The sequence below is a fragment of the Stenotrophomonas sp. YJH_SMC_6 genome, assembly GCF_059371335.1.
The window spans coordinates 53919-69245 of sequence record NZ_JCAFUM010000005.1 but is presented as its reverse complement, the minus strand read 5'-3'; the positions used below and the strand labels follow the sequence as shown (position 1 = coordinate 69245).

Below are 15327 nucleotides of genomic sequence, written 5' to 3'. Positions count from 1 at the left end.
GGGAGCGGCACCTTCTTCAGCACCGGCGGGAAGGTCACGGCCGGACGGGGCGCGATCCTATCACCGTAGCTACCGGCGCCGTGCACGCCGGTAGCTGCGCCCATCTATTCGGCGGCGCCGATTACCAGATCCATGGCCTTGTAGCGGTCGATCAGTTCGGTACCCGCTTCGAAGGCGGCAACGTCCGCCTCGGGTACATTGGGCCGGGCGTAGACCAGACCATTGCGCGTGAGGTAATACTCGTCCTTGCCCATGCTGGAGATCCGATCCAGCGCGCACTCTTCGAAGAAGGTGCAGCCCAGGAACAGGGTGTTGGCGTTCCGTATGCCAAGCAGGCTCAACAAGGTCGGGGCAAAATCCAGTGAATTCTTGTAGTCGGCATTGATCTTGCGGTGCTCGACACCCTTCCAGTAGATCACCAGTGGAATCGGATCGATGAAGTAGCCGCCGACATCCGGGTCGGCCTGCTGTGCCGGCGGATCGGGGAAGGTCGAGTGGTCGGCAGTGATCACCAGCACCGTGTTCTCGTGCAGGCGGCTGGCCATGAATCGCTGCAGGAAGTCGCCGATGTTGTGGTCGTAGGTGTGGAATCGGTTCAGTACCTGATTCCCCCCGTCACCGTACTTCTGCTCGCCATCAAGGAACGCATGCGTCTGGAAGTTGTAGGCCGCGGCGAAGAACGGCCTGTCCCGGGGCTGTGCCTCCAGCTCATCGAGCATCGCGCTGAACAATTGCGGATCGGAAAGATACTTCGGCCGTTCCTCGTCCGGCGTGGTGCGCAGGTGTTTGTCGAACAGGTAGTCCCTGCCCAGTGTCGCGTCGAAGCCCAACGTTTCGATCATGTTGTTGAGGAATGCCTGCTGCGACAGGAAGAACAGGCTGTGGTACTGATGCGAGCGCAGCACGTCGGGAAGGCTGGCGCGCGATATCGCGGTAATCTCGCGGGAAACATCGCGTTGGCCGATGCCGGTGCCATCCTCGTAGAATCCATCGATTTCCTGGTGGCCAGACGTCAACTGCCCGCGCAGGCCGCGGAACGTGGCTGCTGTATGGTTGTAGTAGTTGCGCACCATCAGCGATCCACCGGCAAATCGATCCAGGTTCGGCATCAGGTCGGCATAGGCTCCGCCGTAGCTGCCCATCCAGCGTGCCGACATGCCTTCGGTAAAAAGGACAATGACGTTGGGGCGCGGCGGCAGACCGGCGATCATGTCCTCGGGAAAGCCCTGCTCGTAGACGGTGCGCCGTGAAAACTGCGTCCGGACGGCAGTGAGCTCGCTGCTGCTGAGTCGTGTCTGCGAGCTCATTCCCGCGTACATGATCATGGAGTGAACCAGTGAGGACACGGGTGATTCGCCGCGTGCGACGGTAATGCCGCGAGCCAGCGGCTGCTTGTGGATCATGCCGGCGTAGGCGATGGCCAGGATGCCGACGCAGGCGAAGATGCCGCGCCTGGAGTAGCGTGATGCTACACCGCGGTATCGATAGGCATGCGCCGCGAATGCCGCAAGATAGCTGCCCAACAAGGCGTAGATGCCGTTGAACGCGATCAGGCCCGCAACCTCTCGATTGGCAAGCGCGATGGGGGGAATCAGGCCGCCGGAAATCCAGATCGAATACATCTGGGCGATGTAGATCGAACCCATCGCGGCCGGAATCAACAGCGCAGTGGCTTTCGCCACACGGTTTCGAATATCCAGTGCAAGCTGCGTGATGAGCTCGATCAGTGCCAGTTCCATTGCGAACGTGGCCGCGACGTAGAACAGGTCCGGCAGACCGAGAAAGGGGTGCATCCGATTCAGGAGGACGCAGGAAAGCACCGCTGCAACGCAGGTTCCCCATGTGGGTGAACGTGGTTGGAAAGAAGGGAAGGTAACGCTCATCAGCTGTAAGGAAGAATTTCCGTGAATTCTTCCGCGGGGCCTCTCTTGGAAAGGAAACGGAGGCCAGGATGCGCTTCAGCGCTGATGCCCTCAGTGCTGGTCAGGTACCCATGGCGGGCCGGATCATAGGCCTTTCTTCACGTTATTTACACATTTATGACTCAGCGGCTAGATGCTGTACCAGCACCGCGCTGATACAAACGGATTCAAAGTTGCGCATGCTGCTTGCCGAATCTGGTGGAATTGGTTGGAAAATGTGATTGAGTCGATTTTCGGGCGCAAAAAAGGGCCGGAATCGACTGATTCCGACCCTCTCCAATGAAACGCTGTATTCCGGCTTAGAGCGCCTTTTCCAGCTCCGGCAGGATCGCAAACAGATCCCCCACCAGGCCGATATCGGCAATCTCAAAGATCGGCGCATCGCCGTCCTTGTTGATGGCCACGATGGTGCCGGCATCCTTGATTCCGGTCAGGTGCTGGATCGCGCCGCTGATACCCACGGCCACGTACAGTTCCGGCGCGATGATCTTGCCGGTCTGGCCGACCTGCAGGTCGCTGGGCACGTAACCGGCATCGACCGCGGCGCGCGAGGCACCGACGGCGGCACCCAGCTTGTCGGCCAGCTGGAAGATGACCTTGAAGTTCTCTTCCGAGCCGACGCCACGGCCGCCGGAGACCACGCGCTTGGCGCTCTGCAGGTCCGGGCGGTCGCTGGCACCGGCGGCGAGGCCGACGAAGCGGGTGTGGGTTGGCAGTGCGGCGTCGACGCTCGCCGCTTCAATGGCGGCGCTGCCGCCCTGGGCGGCTTCCGGCCACGACGCGGCACGCACGGTGGCAACCACGATCTGGTCGGCTGGGGCTTCCACGGTGATGATCGCGTTGCCGGCGTAGATCGGGCGCTTGAAGGTGTGGCTGCCTTCGACGGTCATCAGGTCGGAGACCTGGTTGACGCCGAGCAGCGCGGCCACGCACGGCATCAGGTCCTTGCCGAAGGTGGTCGACGGGCCGAACACGTGGGTGTAGCCCTTGGCCAGCTGTGCGATCTGCGGCGCCAGCACCTGGGCGATGGCCTGCGCGTTGGCGGCATTGGCCACGGTCAGGACCTTGGCGACGCCAGCGATCTTCGCGGCTTCAGCGGCGACAGCGGCCGGATCGGCGGCCAGCACCAGCACGTCGATGCTGGCACCGCTGATGGCGGCGGCGGCGCTGACAGTCTTGGCGGTGGCGGCATTGAGCTTGCCGTCGTGGTGTTCGGCGATGACGAGAATCTTGCTCATTACAGCAGCCCCTTCTGCTTGAGTGCGGCCACCAGTTCGGCCGCGTCCTTGACCATCACACCCTTGCTGCGCTTGGACGGCGCGACGTACTGGGTGGTCTTGAAGGTATCGGCGGCTTCAACACCGAGGTCGGCCAGCTGCAGGGTTTCCAGCGGCTTGGCCTTGGCCTTCATGATGTCCGGCAGCTTGATGAAGCGCGGCTCGTTCAGGCGCAGGTCGGTGGTGACCACGGCCGGCAGGTCCACTTCCAGCGTTTCCAGGCCGGCGTCGACTTCGCGGGTCACCGTGGCCTTGCCGTCGGCGATCTCGAGCTTGCTGGCGAAGGTCGCCTGCGGACGGCCCCACAGCGTGGCCAGCATCTGGCCGGTCTGGTTGGCGTCGTCGTCGATGGCCTGCTTGCCCAGGATCACCAGGTCCGGCTGTTCCTTCTCGATCAGCTTCAGCAGGGTGCGCGAGGCGGTCAGCGGCTGGATGGCCTGGTCGGTCACCACGTGGATGGCGCGGTTGGCGCCCATGGCCAGGCCGTTGCGCAGGTGCGCCTGGGCGTCGGCCGGGGCGATGGTGGCGACCACCACTTCCGTGGCGATGCCTTTGTCGCGCAGGCGCAGGGCTTCTTCCAGCGCGATTTCATCGAAGGGGTTGGGGGATAGCTTGACGCCGTCGGTGACCACGCCGGAACCGTCCGGCTTGACCTGAATGCGGACGTTGTAGTCCACCACGCGCTTGTACGCGACGAGGATTTTCATCTGGTACGGGGTCCTTCAATAACGGGGAGAACGTCCGGTCCTGCAACAGCAACCGGTTCGGGGGTGGGATCCCGATTCTAGCTGGCTTGGGTCGACCATGCGAATGCGTATGGTTTTGCTGCGGTGCGGCAAAAAAATGGCCGATCCAGCGCTCCGTTCACGTCACGCAGGCAGTCGTGAAGACGAACGACATGTATCCTGTGCCGCTGTGCCGGGGCGCCCACAGGCGCTCCGTGGATGAATTTCGATCAGGAGAACAAGTAGTGCCCACATGGCTTGTCACCGGCGGCGCCGGATTCATTGGCGGTAACTTCGTTCTCGAGGCCGTTGCGCGCGGCGTCAAGGTCATCAACCTCGATGCGCTGACCTACGCCGGCAACCTGAAGACCCTGTCCAGCCTGGACGGCAACCCGAATCACGTGTTCGTGCAGGGTGACATCGGCGACAGCGCCCTGGTCACCCGCCTGCTGGCTGAGCACCAGCCCGATGCGGTGCTGAACTTCGCGGCCGAGAGCCACGTCGACCGCTCCATCGATGGCCCGGGCGCCTTCATCCAGACCAACGTGGTGGGCACCCTGGGCCTGCTGGAAGCCGTGCGCGACTACTGGAAGGCGCTGCCGACCGAACAGGGCGCGGCGTTCCGCTTCCTGCATGTGTCCACCGACGAGGTGTACGGCACCCTGGGCGAGACCGGCAAGTTCAGCGAAACCACGCCGTATGCCCCGAATTCGCCGTACTCGGCGTCCAAGGCCGCCTCGGACCACCTGGTGCGCGCCTTCCACCACACCTACGGGTTGCCGGTACTGACCACCAACTGCTCCAACAACTATGGCCCGTACCATTTCCCGGAGAAGCTGATCCCGCTGGTGATCGCCAAGGCGCTGGCCGGCGAGCCGCTGCCGGTGTACGGCGATGGCAAGCAGGTGCGCGACTGGCTGTTCGTGTCCGACCACTGCGAAGCGATCCGCACCGTGCTGGCCAAGGGCCAGGTTGGCGAGACCTACAACGTCGGCGGCAATTCGGAAAAGCAGAACATCGAAGTGGTGCAGGCCATCTGCGCACTGCTGGACCAGCGCCGCCCGCGCGCGGATGGCCAGCCGCGCAGCAGCCAGATCACCTACGTCACCGACCGCCCCGGCCATGACCGCCGTTACGCGATCGATGCCTCCAAGCTGAAGAACGACCTGGGCTGGGAACCGGCCTACACCTTCGAGCAGGGCATCACCTTTACCGTTGACTGGTACCTGGACAACCAGGAATGGGTCAACGGCGTGCTCGACGGCAGCTACCGTCTGCAGCGCATCGGCACCGCGGCCTGAACCCAGGAGACACCATGACCCAGCGCAAGGGCATCATCCTCGCCGGTGGCTCCGGCACCCGGCTGTATCCGATCACCAAGGGCGTCAGCAAGCAGCTGTTGCCGGTGTATGACAAGCCAATGATCTACTATCCGCTCAGCGTGCTGATGCTGGCGGGCATCCGTGAAGTGCTCATCATCAATACCCCGCACGAACAGGCGTTGTTCCAGCAGTTGCTGGGCGATGGCTCGCAGTGGGGCATGGACATCCAGTACGCGGTGCAGCCCAGCCCCGATGGGCTGGCCCAGGCGTATCTGATCGGCAAGGAGTTCGTCGCCGGCAAGCCGAGCTGCCTGGTGCTGGGTGACAACATCTTCCATGGCCATGGCCTGCGTGAAGTCCTCAAGCGTGCCGATGAGCGCGTGGACGGTGCCACCGTGTTTGGCTATTGGGTGAATGATCCGGAACGCTATGGCGTGGCCGAGTTCGACAAGAGCGGCAAGGTCATCGACCTGGTGGAGAAGCCGGAGAATCCGCGTTCGAACTATGCAGTGACCGGCCTGTACTTCTACGACGGCAACGCCAGCGCGCATGCCGCCGAACTGAAGCCGTCGCCGCGTGGCGAACTGGAGATCACCGATCTCAACAAGCGCTATTTGGGCGAGAGCAACCTGCACCTGGAAGCGCTCGGCCGTGGCTATGCCTGGCTCGATACCGGCACCCACCAGTCGCTGCTGGAAGCCTCCAACTTCATCGAGACCATCCAGACCCGGCAGGGCCTGCAGGTCTGCTGCCCGGAAGAAATCGCGTTTGGCCAGGGCTGGATCACCGCCGAACAGCTGGAGGCACTCGCCGCGCCGCTGATCAAGAATGGCTACGGCCAGTACCTGCACAAGCTCGCCCTGCGTGGAGTTGTTCCGTGAAAGTGATTGAAACCAAGTTGCCTGGCTGCGTGGTGATCGAGCCGGCGGTGTTCGGCGATGCCCGTGGCTACTTCTTCGAAACCTGGAATGCCGAGCGCTTCGCTGCGCTGGGCCTGCCGGATCGCTTCGTGCAGAGCAACGTCTCGACGTCGGCCAAGGGTGTCCTACGCGGGCTGCATTACCAGTGGCCGCGGCCGCAGGGCAAGCTGGTCAGCGTGCTGGAAGGCGAGGTCTATGACGTGGCCGTCGACATCCGTCGCGGCTCGCCGACCTTCGGCCAGTGGGAAGCGGTGGTGCTGAGCGCGGAGAACAAGAAGCAGTTCTGGATTCCGGAAGGCTTCGCCCACGGCTTTGCCGTACTGTCCGAGCGCGCGGTGTTCAGCTATCTGTGCACCGAGGTCTACCTGAAGGACTTCGATGCCGGCGTGCGCTGGAACGATGCCGATATCGCCGTGGACTGGCCGATCAGTGCGCCGACGTTGTCGGCCAAGGACGAGAATGCCCCCTTCCTGAAGGACATCGCCGAAGACCGCCTGCCGGTCTACGTGCCATGACCGTTCTGGTCTTCGGTGGCAACGGCCAGGTCGGCCAGGAGCTGCTGCGCGCGCTGGCGCCGCTGGGCAAGGTGGTCGCGACCACCCGCAGCGGCACTCTGCCGGATGGCAGCGCCTGCGAAACCGCCGATTTCGGCCAACCTGAAAGCCTGCCGGCCCTGCTGGATCGGCTGCGGCCGTCGATCGTGGTCAACGCCGCAGCCTACACGGCTGTCGATCGTGCCGAACAGGAGGTCGACGCGGCCTTTGCGGCCAATGCGCAGGCTCCGGGGGTGATCGCGCGCTGGTGTGCGGCGCATGGCGTGCCATTCGTGCACTACTCCACCGATTATGTGTTCGATGGCCAGGGCACGGTGCCATACCATGAGGACGAACCGACCGCACCGCTGGGCGTGTATGGCACCAGCAAGCGTGATGGCGAGGATGCGGTGCGTGCGGCCGGTGGTCGCCACCTGATCTTCCGCACGGCATGGGTGTATGCCTCGCATGGTGCGAATTTCCTGCGCACGATGCTGCGCGTCGGCGCCGAGCGCGATCAGCTGCGCGTCGTCGCCGACCAGGTGGGCACGCCAACCCCGGCGGCATTGATCGCCGATGTCACCGCGCAGGCGTTGCAGCACCCGGGCCAGTTGTCCGGCACCTGGCACCTGACTGCCAGCGGCCAGACCAGCTGGCATGGTTTTGCCGAGGCGATTTTCGCCGAATCGCTGGCTGCGGGCGTGCTGGTGAAGGCACCCTCGGTCGAGGCGATTCCCAGCTCCGAGTATCCGACGCCGGCCAAGCGCCCGGCCTGGTCGGTGCTGGACAACCGCAAGCTGCAGCAGGATTTTGGCATCGTGCTGCCGGTGTGGCAGGATGGGCTGAAGCGTGTGATTGGTGAGGTTGCTGCGATCCGCGGATGAGACAGCGCAGGTAACGGGGCGCGTCTGCGAGCAGGTTTCGCGGCGCGCCCTCTTCTTTGACAGCTCCTGCAAATGGCTCCACCATCGCGCGGCGCATTCATCGTCGACGAGAAGGATTTCATGAGCAGAGTGTCCACCGCGCCGGTCGCAAGGAAGGGAGGGTCCCCACTGGCTGTGGCCGCAGGTGTGGCCGTGACCGCACTGCTGGCGCGCCTGCTCTACGTGCAGTTCTTCAGCACGCCGATGCCTTTCTGGGACCAGTGGGACGGCGAGGGTGCCACCGCGCTGCAGCCCTGGTTGAACGGGACGCTGCAGTGGAGCACGCTGCTGACGCCGCACAACGAGCATCGCATCCTGCCGACGCGCCTGGTTGCGCTGGTGTCCTATCTGGTCACCGGGCAGTGGAACAACGTCTACGAAGCGCGCATCAGCGCGCTCGTGTTCTGCTTCATTCCAGCGCTGCTGGTCTGGTACGCGCTGCGTGACGCCGCAGCGGCCAACGGACGCCGACTGCTCGTCGCCTTCGCACTGCTCATGTCGGTCCTGCCGTTTGCCTGGCAGAACTTCCTGGTCGGGTTCCAGAGCCAGTTCTACTTTCTGATCCTGTCCAGCATCGTTGCCATTGGGCTGGCCGCGCGGCACCACCAGCGCATTCCGGCGCTGCTGGCATCCACCGCGCTGAGCGTGCTGGCCGCCACCACCATGGCCTCGGGCATGCTGACCGCCGTCGCGGTCGGCATCACCTGCCTGATCGCCTGCCTGTGCCTGCCGGGCAGGCGTGCCCCGGCACTCTGCGCGACGGCGGTACTGGCCGTTCTGGCTGTCGTTGCCTATCGCGTGATTCCGGTCATCGATGGCCACGGCATGCTGCGCGCACAGTCGCTGGCCGAGCTGCTGCTGGCGGCGACGCATGCGCTGGCATGGCCGGCGCGCTCGAACTGGGCGGTCATCATCGTCTGGTTGCCCGGCGCGGTGATGATTGCGCGCATGCTGCTGCGTCGACAGGCGAGCAGAACCGATCTGGTGATGGCGGGCCTGTGCATCTGGACGGCGCTGCAGGGCGTGGCGATCGCTTACGGACGCGGCCATGAGATGCGTGTTCCTGCGTCGCGCTATACCGAACTGTTCGTACCTGGGCTGTTCGCCAACGCCTGGTTCGCACTGCGGCTCTGGAACCTGCTGCCGGCGTCGCGGATGCGTGGCGCCGCGCGTACCGCCGTGGTCCTTTTCGCGCTGCTGGTGGTGGTGGCGCCGCTGAGCCAGGTAGGCAAGGATTTCCAGAGGATCCGCGAGTTCGCTGCGGCCTGTCGGCTACAGCAGGAAAACGTCATCCGCTATCTGGTCACCGGCGATCCGGCTGCGCTGCAGGTGGGCGAGTTCGAGTTGCCGTACCCGGATGCGGGGAAGCTGAAGGCGCAGCTGGACGACCCGAAGCTGCGCGCGATCCTGCCGGTGAATCCCGCCAGGCCGGCGCCCGGCGACCGATGAGCGGGCCCGGTGGGCGGTCGATGTCCGACTGCCCGTCGAAGGCGCCGCCGCGTCAGTTGCGCCCGTACGTATCCTCGAAACGCACGATGTCATCCTCGCCCAGATAACTGCCTGACTGCACTTCGATCAGTTCCAGCGGCAGCTTGCCGGGATTGCGCAGGCGATGCGTCACGCCCAGCGGGATGTAGGTGCTCTGGTTCTCGCTGAGCAGGATCACCTCGTTGCCGCGGGTCACCTCGGCGGTACCGCTGACCACGATCCAGTGTTCGGCGCGGTGGTGATGCATCTGCAGGCTGAGCGTGCCGCCGGGCTTGACCGTGATCCGCTTGACCTGGAAGCGCTCGCCGTTGTCGATCGAATCGTAGGCGCCCCAGGGGCGATACACCTTGCGGTGCCAGGTCGCCTCGCTGCGGCCTTCGGCCTTCAGCTGTGCCACCACGGTCTTGACCTCCTGCATGCGGTCGGCCTTGCCCACCAGCACCGCATCGTCGGTCTCGACCACGATCACGTCATCGAGGCCGACCATGGCCACCAGGCGCTGGGCATAGGCATAGGTGTTGCGGCAGTCGATGGCGATCACATCGCCCTGGTGGGCGTTGCCGTCGCCGTCCTGCTGCGAGACATCGCGCAGTGCGGTCCACGAACCGACGTCGTTCCAGCCGGCATCCAGCGGGATCACCACCGCGTCGGCGGTCTTTTCCATCACCGCGTAGTCGATCGAGTCCGAGGGCACGGCGGTGAAGGCATCCTTGTCCAGGCGGGTGAAGTCGGCATCGCGGCGCGCCTGCTGCCAAGCCTGGCGGCTGCGAGCCAGCATTTCCGGCTGGAAGCGCTCCAGCTCCTGCAGGTAGCGCGACGCCTTGAACAGGAACATGCCACTGTTCCAGTAGTACTGGCCGCTGCTGACGTAACCGGTAGCGGTCTCCAGGTCGGGCTTCTCGACGAAACGCTCGACCGCGCGCACGCCCTGTCCATCAGCGGCCTTGATATAGCCATAACCGGTTTCCGGGCCGGTCGGTACGATGCCGAACGTGACCAGCTTGCCGGCTTCAGCGGCACTGGCGGCGGCCTGCACCGCGTTGCGGAAGGCCGCCTCGTCGGTGATCACATGATCGGAGGGCAGCACCAGCAGCAGCGCGTCGGCACCGTCCCGGGTGGCTTCCAGCGCAGCCACGGCGATGGCCGGTGCGGTATTGCGGCCCACCGGTTCAAGGATGATGGCGGCCGGTTCGGTGCCGACCTGCTGCAGCTGTTCGGCGGCAACGAAGCGGTGTTCCTCGTTGGCAATCACCAGCGGGCCACGCGCCGCCAGTGGAGCGACGCGTTGCCAGGTGGCCTGCAGCATCGTCAGCTCGCCGGCCAGTGGCAGGAACTGCTTCGGGTAGGCCTCGCGCGAAAGCGGCCACAGGCGGGTACCGGATCCGCCGGACAGGATGACGGGCTGGATGCTGCTCATGCGGGCCTCGGTTACTGCTGGATCAGACGGGAAATTTCGTCGGTGCGCGCCTGCATCAACGCAGCGTCACCGCGCGCTTCGACGTTCAAGCGCAGCAGCGGTTCGGTGTTGGAGCTGCGCAGGTTGAAGCGCCAGTCGCCGAAGTCGGCACTGATGCCATCGGTGTGGTCCAGCCTGGGCGATTGCGCCGCGAAGTGCTCCATCACGCGCGCCACTGCGGCCTTGGCATCGTCCACCTTGAAGTTGATCTCGCCGCTGCACGGATAGGCGGCCATCCGGTCTTCCACCCAGTCGGCCAGCGAACGGCCACTTTCGGAGACCAGCTGGGCGATCAGCAGCCACGGAATCATCCCGGAGTCGGCGTAGGCGAATTCGCGGAAGTAGTGATGGGCGCTCATCTCGCCGCCATACACGGCATCCTCGGCCCGCATCTTTTCCTTGATGAACGCATGCCCGCTCTTGCACTGCACCGCGACACCGCCGGCCTGCTCGACCATGTCCACAGTGTTCCAGACCAGGCGCGGGTCATGCACGATCCTGCCGCCGGGATGGCGCGCCAGGATCGCCTTGGCCAGCAGGCCGACCAGGTAGTAGCCCTCGATGAAGCGGCCGCTGTGGTCGAAGAAGAAGCAACGGTCGAAGTCACCGTCCCAGGCGATGCCGAAGTCGGCACCGTGTTCGCGCACCGCGTCGGCGGTGGCGGCGCGGTTCTCCGGCAGCAGCGGGTTGGGAATGCCGTTGGGGAAGCTGCCGTCCGGCTCGTGGCAGATGCGGATGAACTCGAACGGCAGGTGCGGTGCCAGCAGGTCGACGATGGCGCCGGCGCCGCCATTGCCCGCATTGACCACCAGCTTCAGCGGCTTCAGTTTGCTGGCATCGACGTAGCTCAGCAGATGCTGGATGTAGGCGTGCTTGTCATGCTGGGCGGTCTGCCCGGCACGCGGCGGCTGGGCCTCGTAGGTGTCGGCGGCGACCGCGTCGGAAATCGCGAACAGGCCGGTATCCGAACTGATCGGCCGCGCGTTCTCCTTCACCAGCTTCATGCCGTTGTAGTCCATCGGGTTGTGGCTGGCGGTCACCATCACGCCGCCGGCCGCGCCGAGGTGATCGGTCTGGAAGTAGACCTCTTCGGTGCCGCACAGGCCGATGTCGATCACCTCACGGCCGGTCCCACGCAGGCCTGCGGCCAGCGCATCCTGCAGTGCCGGACTGGTAAGGCGCACATCATGGCCGAGGACCACCGGGCCTGGAGCGAGCTGTGCGGCCAGGGCGACGCCGATGCGGCGGGCCAGGTCCTCGTTCAGTTCTTCCGGCACACGGCCGCGGATATCGTAGGCCTTGAAAGCGGGCAGGGGCATCGATCAGATCCTTTGTGAGCTCAGCCCTCGATTGTAGTCCCAGTCCCGTATGGGAATCGTTTCCATCGGGAAACGCTACCTGACTGGGTGTTCCGGTCAGTGCTGCGGCGGCCGCCGGCCCGGCCTGCGGGTGCGTTTGGCCGACAGGCCCGGCAGTGGCGCCAGCAGTGCCTGCACGTCTTCTTCGCTGAAGCGCGGCCCGGCGCTGCCACCGCCTTCGAGAATCGATTCGGCCAGCAGAGCCTTGCGCTCCTGCAGCTCGGCAATCCGCTCTTCGATGCTGCCTGCAGTGATCAACCGGTAGACGAACACCGGCTGCTGCTGGCCGATCCGGTGAGCGCGGTCACTGGCCTGGTTCTCGGCAGCGGGATTCCACCAGGGATCGAAATGGATGACGGTGTCGGCCGCGGTCAGGTTCAACCCCACGCCACCTGCCTTGAGGCTGATCAGGAACACCGGGATTTCACCCTGCATGAAACGCTGCACCGGCGTGGCCCGGTCCTGGGTATCACCGGTCAGGGTCACATAGGCCAGTCCCAGATCGTCCAGCGCCTGCGCGATCAGCGACAGCATGCCGGTGAACTGCGAGAACACCAGGATGCGACGACCTTCCTCGACCATCGGCGGCAGCATCTCGCGCAACAGATCCAGTTTGGCCGAGCCTGCAGCCCGTGCCGGTGCGTTGCCCGGCAGCAGGCGCGGATCGCAGCAGACCTGGCGCAGTTTCAGCAATGCATCCAGCACCACGATATGGCTGCGCGCCAGCCCGCTGCCGCTGATGGCCTCACGCACCTGCTTTTCCATCGCTGCACGCACGGTTTCATAGAGATCACGCTGGCCGCCCTCCATTTCGACCGCACGGGTAATGAGGGTCTTGGGCGGAAGCTCCGACGCGACCTGGTCCTTGCGTCGGCGCAGGATGAACGGGCGCAACCGCTGCGCCAGCAGCTGGGCACGGCGATGGTCGCTGCCGCGTTCGATGGGGTGGCGCCAATGCTGGTTGAACTGCTTCTCGGTGCCGAGCAGGCCAGGCAGCAGGAAATCGAACTGCGTCCACAGTTCGCCCAGGTGGTTTTCCAGCGGCGTGCCGGTCAGACACAGGCGATGGCGGGCCTGCAACGTGCGCAGGGTGACGGCAGCGCGTGATTTCGGATTCTTCACCTGCTGGGCTTCATCCAGAATCAGCAGATGGTAGGCATATGCCTGCAGCGCCTGCTCGTCGCGCCACAGCAGGGGGTACGTGGTCAGTACAAGATCGTGTTCGGGGATGGCCTCGAACAGCGCTTCACGTGCCGGTCCATGCAGGGTCAGCACACGCAGGGCAGGGGTGAAGCGTGCCGCTTCGCTCTGCCAGTTGTGCAGCAGCGAGGTCGGCACCACCAGCAGCGCCGGCTGGTCCAGGCGGCCACTTTCCTTCTCGACCAGCAGATGCGCCAGGGTCTGCAGAGTCTTGCCCAGCCCCATGTCATCGGCCAGCACGCCGCCCAAGCCCTGCTGGCGCAGGTACTGCAGCCACGACAGGCCCTCGAGCTGATAGGGGCGAAGCGTTGCCTCCAGCCCTGCCGGCGGCGGTACTTCGCTCGGTGCGGGTGCCTGCATCAGCCGCTGCACGAGCGCCTGGGTATCCTTGCGGCCACGGAACTGCAGGCGCGCAGTGTCCTGCAGCGCCTGCAGGCGGCCACGGTCAAGCGCAGACAGGCGCAGCGGCGCGCCACGCTGGGTAAACAGGTCCGCCAACAGGGCCATGATCGGCTTGAGTCGTGCGGCCCGCAGTGCCAGGCGCGTGTTGTCGCCCGTCGTCAACAGGATGTTCTCGTCGTCGCCGATGTCATCCAGCTGGCCACGCATCCAGCGAGGGTCGGCCTGCAGCACCTGCTGCAGCAGCGGAACCATCGACACATCGCGGCCTTCCACCTGGATGTCCAGGCCCAGGTTGAACCAGCCCGCGTCTTCCGGGTCCGCCTGGATGTCCAGGTCGATCTCCTCCACCCGGGTGATGCGATGGCGGAAATCCTCGTCCGCCTCCACCTTCCAGCCCAAGGCTTCCAGGCGCGGCACGTCGTCCAGCAGGAACCGTGTCCAGTCATGGGTACGCAGCTGGAACTGCGGGCCGGCGCCTTCCAGTGGCGCCCGCGGAGCCGTGTCGCGATGCAAGCCCACCGTGCGCAGCTCGGCCTCGCGCCGTGATTCCTCACCCAGGTCGCGGGGCAGCAGTGCGAGTTGGCCCTCCGGATCGTGGGCGAACAGGCTCGGATCATCCAGGAACCGCACGTGCTCGTCGTACTCGAAGGCCACGGTTGCGATATCGGCCCATTGCGAAGGGTCGCGGGGGCCGAGCCACGGCGGCCGGAATTTGATCGTATGCAGGCGCAGCACGGGGGTCATGGCGCTGATCTGCAGCGTAGGCAGTGTGTCGCCTGCACCGGGGCGCGGCAGCGCGGGGTCGATCTGTTGCAGCAGTTGCGCCACGATCGGTTCCTCATCGGGGAGCAGGTGGGGAAGGGCGAGAAACGCGTCCGCGTCCTCCGGCTTGACGTCCAGCAAGAGAAGGCCGACTTCACCGGAGACCGGATCCAGGTAACCGGCACTAGATCCCAGTACGAGGCCGTCCGCATCGCCTTCCACGCTCAGTGTCGGCGCCAGCAGCAACCTGCCGTGAGTCGTCTCTGCGCTCCACCCCAACGTACCGCGACGTGGTGCGCCGGGCCTGGCCGGCACGCGATCATGCATGCCACATGACACCCAGCCATGCCCGCTGGACACGATCGACTGCAGGATCGTGCCGACGTCGAACCACTCCGGCGGTTTTACCGACTGATGCAGGGCCCACAGCTGCGCCACCGCGGCCAGGTCGGCCTGCGTCAGGTAGGCGGGCGGTTCCAGCAACAGCTGAGGGGTGATTTCCTGCCACTTGTCGAACTCGATCGTATCGTCGAGGGCGTATTTGACGCGGCGGAGCAGGATGGAAGGCCGGTGATTGAACGTGGACAGCTCGAAGATGATGCCGCTTCTACGTGACCGGGGAGGCTGGGTTCTGACGGACTGCCAGCGTGACAGCTGTTCCAGCAGTTCGCGGCGTGGCGACTGGACCGGTTCGTGCTCCGACGCTGGATCGTCATCGCCCAGGTCTGCTGCGTCCAGCATGTGGGCGACCAGCACGGCTGCCACGTGCTTGCAGTGATGGCCGACAGGGCACGAGCATTCACTTTGCAGGCGGCTGCGAGGATGGCGCAGGCTGGCTTCCAGATCGATTTCCACCCGGTAGGGATATCTGGCCGAGCCTTTCACTTCGGCGATGAGCATTCCACTGGTCAGATGCATGTTGCGGACACCGGACAGGCAACGTTCGCTCTTTTCCAGTGTCCACGCGTCCATCCAGCGGAGCAGGTCTTCTTCGGTGTAGGTCTGGGCCATCAACGAGGGTGGGCCGGGCACGGGGCCG

The 15327-nt window shown here is 65.0% G+C and carries 11 protein-coding genes; 5 read left to right on the top strand and 6 right to left on the bottom strand.

Annotation, left to right across the window (positions count from 1 at the left end; all coding sequences use genetic code 11):
• Positions 1–104: 104 nt before the first annotated feature.
• The 3 genes from AC5P9N_RS06825 to AC5P9N_RS06815 all read right to left on the bottom strand — a co-directional run bounded on the left by AC5P9N_RS06825 (position 105) and on the right by AC5P9N_RS06815 (position 3906).
• A complete protein-coding gene (locus AC5P9N_RS06825) occupies positions 105–1883 on the bottom strand; it encodes an LTA synthase family protein (RefSeq protein ID WP_224481836.1) in 1779 nt (592 codons plus the stop codon).
• A 338-nt stretch (positions 1884–2221) separates the two neighbouring features.
• Positions 2222–3160 carry an electron transfer flavoprotein subunit alpha/FixB family protein gene (locus tag AC5P9N_RS06820; protein WP_012479081.1) on the bottom strand — a complete coding sequence of 313 codons (939 nt, stop codon included), beginning with the start codon at positions 3158–3160 and terminating at the stop codon, positions 2222–2224.
• Positions 3160–3906, bottom strand: a complete 747-nt coding sequence (locus AC5P9N_RS06815; protein WP_012479082.1) for an electron transfer flavoprotein subunit beta/FixA family protein — start codon at positions 3904–3906, stop codon at positions 3160–3162. Before AC5P9N_RS06815 ends, AC5P9N_RS06820 begins: the two co-directional genes overlap by 1 nt.
• Before the next feature lie 263 nt (positions 3907–4169).
• On the opposite strand from AC5P9N_RS06815, the gene rfbB reads away from it, so the two are divergent.
• The 5 genes from rfbB to AC5P9N_RS06790 all read left to right on the top strand — a co-directional run bounded on the left by rfbB (position 4170) and on the right by AC5P9N_RS06790 (position 9071).
• Positions 4170–5225, top strand: coding sequence for a dTDP-glucose 4,6-dehydratase (gene rfbB, locus AC5P9N_RS06810; RefSeq protein WP_012479083.1), 1056 nt, complete (start codon positions 4170–4172; stop codon positions 5223–5225).
• A gap of 14 nt (positions 5226–5239) precedes the next feature.
• On the top strand, positions 5240–6127 hold the full coding sequence (rfbA, locus tag AC5P9N_RS06805) for a glucose-1-phosphate thymidylyltransferase RfbA (protein WP_012479084.1): 888 nt from the start codon (positions 5240–5242) through the stop codon (positions 6125–6127).
• Entirely contained in the window at positions 6124–6681 is a 558-nt protein-coding gene (gene rfbC / locus AC5P9N_RS06800) for a dTDP-4-dehydrorhamnose 3,5-epimerase (protein WP_012479085.1), read from the top strand. Before rfbA ends, rfbC begins: the two co-directional genes overlap by 4 nt.
• Entirely contained in the window at positions 6678–7583 is a 906-nt protein-coding gene (rfbD, locus tag AC5P9N_RS06795; protein ID WP_012479086.1) for a dTDP-4-dehydrorhamnose reductase, read from the top strand. Before rfbC ends, rfbD begins: the two co-directional genes overlap by 4 nt.
• Before the next feature lie 192 nt (positions 7584–7775).
• Positions 7776–9071: a hypothetical protein gene (locus AC5P9N_RS06790; protein ID WP_143568537.1), complete on the top strand. Its 1296-nt coding sequence runs from the start codon at positions 7776–7778 to the stop codon at positions 9069–9071.
• 52 nt (positions 9072–9123) lie between these two features.
• Here AC5P9N_RS06790 and AC5P9N_RS06785 read toward each other — a convergent pair whose 3' ends face one another.
• From AC5P9N_RS06785 to AC5P9N_RS06775, 3 genes are all read right to left on the bottom strand, one after another.
• A complete protein-coding gene (locus AC5P9N_RS06785; RefSeq protein WP_099484607.1) occupies positions 9124–10527 on the bottom strand; it encodes a mannose-1-phosphate guanylyltransferase/mannose-6-phosphate isomerase in 1404 nt (467 codons plus the stop codon).
• Between the two features lie 11 nt (positions 10528–10538).
• Complete coding sequence (locus AC5P9N_RS06780; protein WP_076739444.1) at positions 10539–11885, bottom strand: phosphohexomutase domain-containing protein; 1347 nt, start codon at positions 11883–11885, stop codon at positions 10539–10541.
• Between the two features lie 96 nt (positions 11886–11981).
• Positions 11982–15299, bottom strand: a complete 3318-nt coding sequence (locus AC5P9N_RS06775; protein WP_099484608.1) for a DEAD/DEAH box helicase — start codon at positions 15297–15299, stop codon at positions 11982–11984.
• Between the last annotated feature and the right edge of the window lie 28 nt (positions 15300–15327).

Bases quoted from the DNA above. Each gene is read 5' to 3' on its own strand.
- rfbD (WP_012479086.1), top strand. From the start codon at position 6,678: ATGACCGTTCTGGTCTTCGGTGGCAACGGCCAGGTCGGCCAGGAGCTG.
- AC5P9N_RS06815 (WP_012479082.1), bottom strand. From the start codon at position 3,906: ATGAAAATCCTCGTCGCGTACAAGCGCGTGGTGGACTACAACGTCCGC.
- rfbA (WP_012479084.1), top strand. From the start codon at position 5,240: ATGACCCAGCGCAAGGGCATCATCCTCGCCGGTGGCTCCGGCACCCGG.
- AC5P9N_RS06780 (WP_076739444.1), bottom strand. From the start codon at position 11,885: ATGCCCCTGCCCGCTTTCAAGGCCTACGATATCCGCGGCCGTGTGCCG.
- AC5P9N_RS06820 (WP_012479081.1), bottom strand. From the start codon at position 3,160: ATGAGCAAGATTCTCGTCATCGCCGAACACCACGACGGCAAGCTCAAT.
- AC5P9N_RS06775 (WP_099484608.1), bottom strand. From the start codon at position 15,299: ATGGCCCAGACCTACACCGAAGAAGACCTGCTCCGCTGGATGGACGCG.
- AC5P9N_RS06785 (WP_099484607.1), bottom strand. From the start codon at position 10,527: ATGAGCAGCATCCAGCCCGTCATCCTGTCCGGCGGATCCGGTACCCGC.
- AC5P9N_RS06825 (WP_224481836.1), bottom strand. From the start codon at position 1,883: ATGAGCGTTACCTTCCCTTCTTTCCAACCACGTTCACCCACATGGGGA.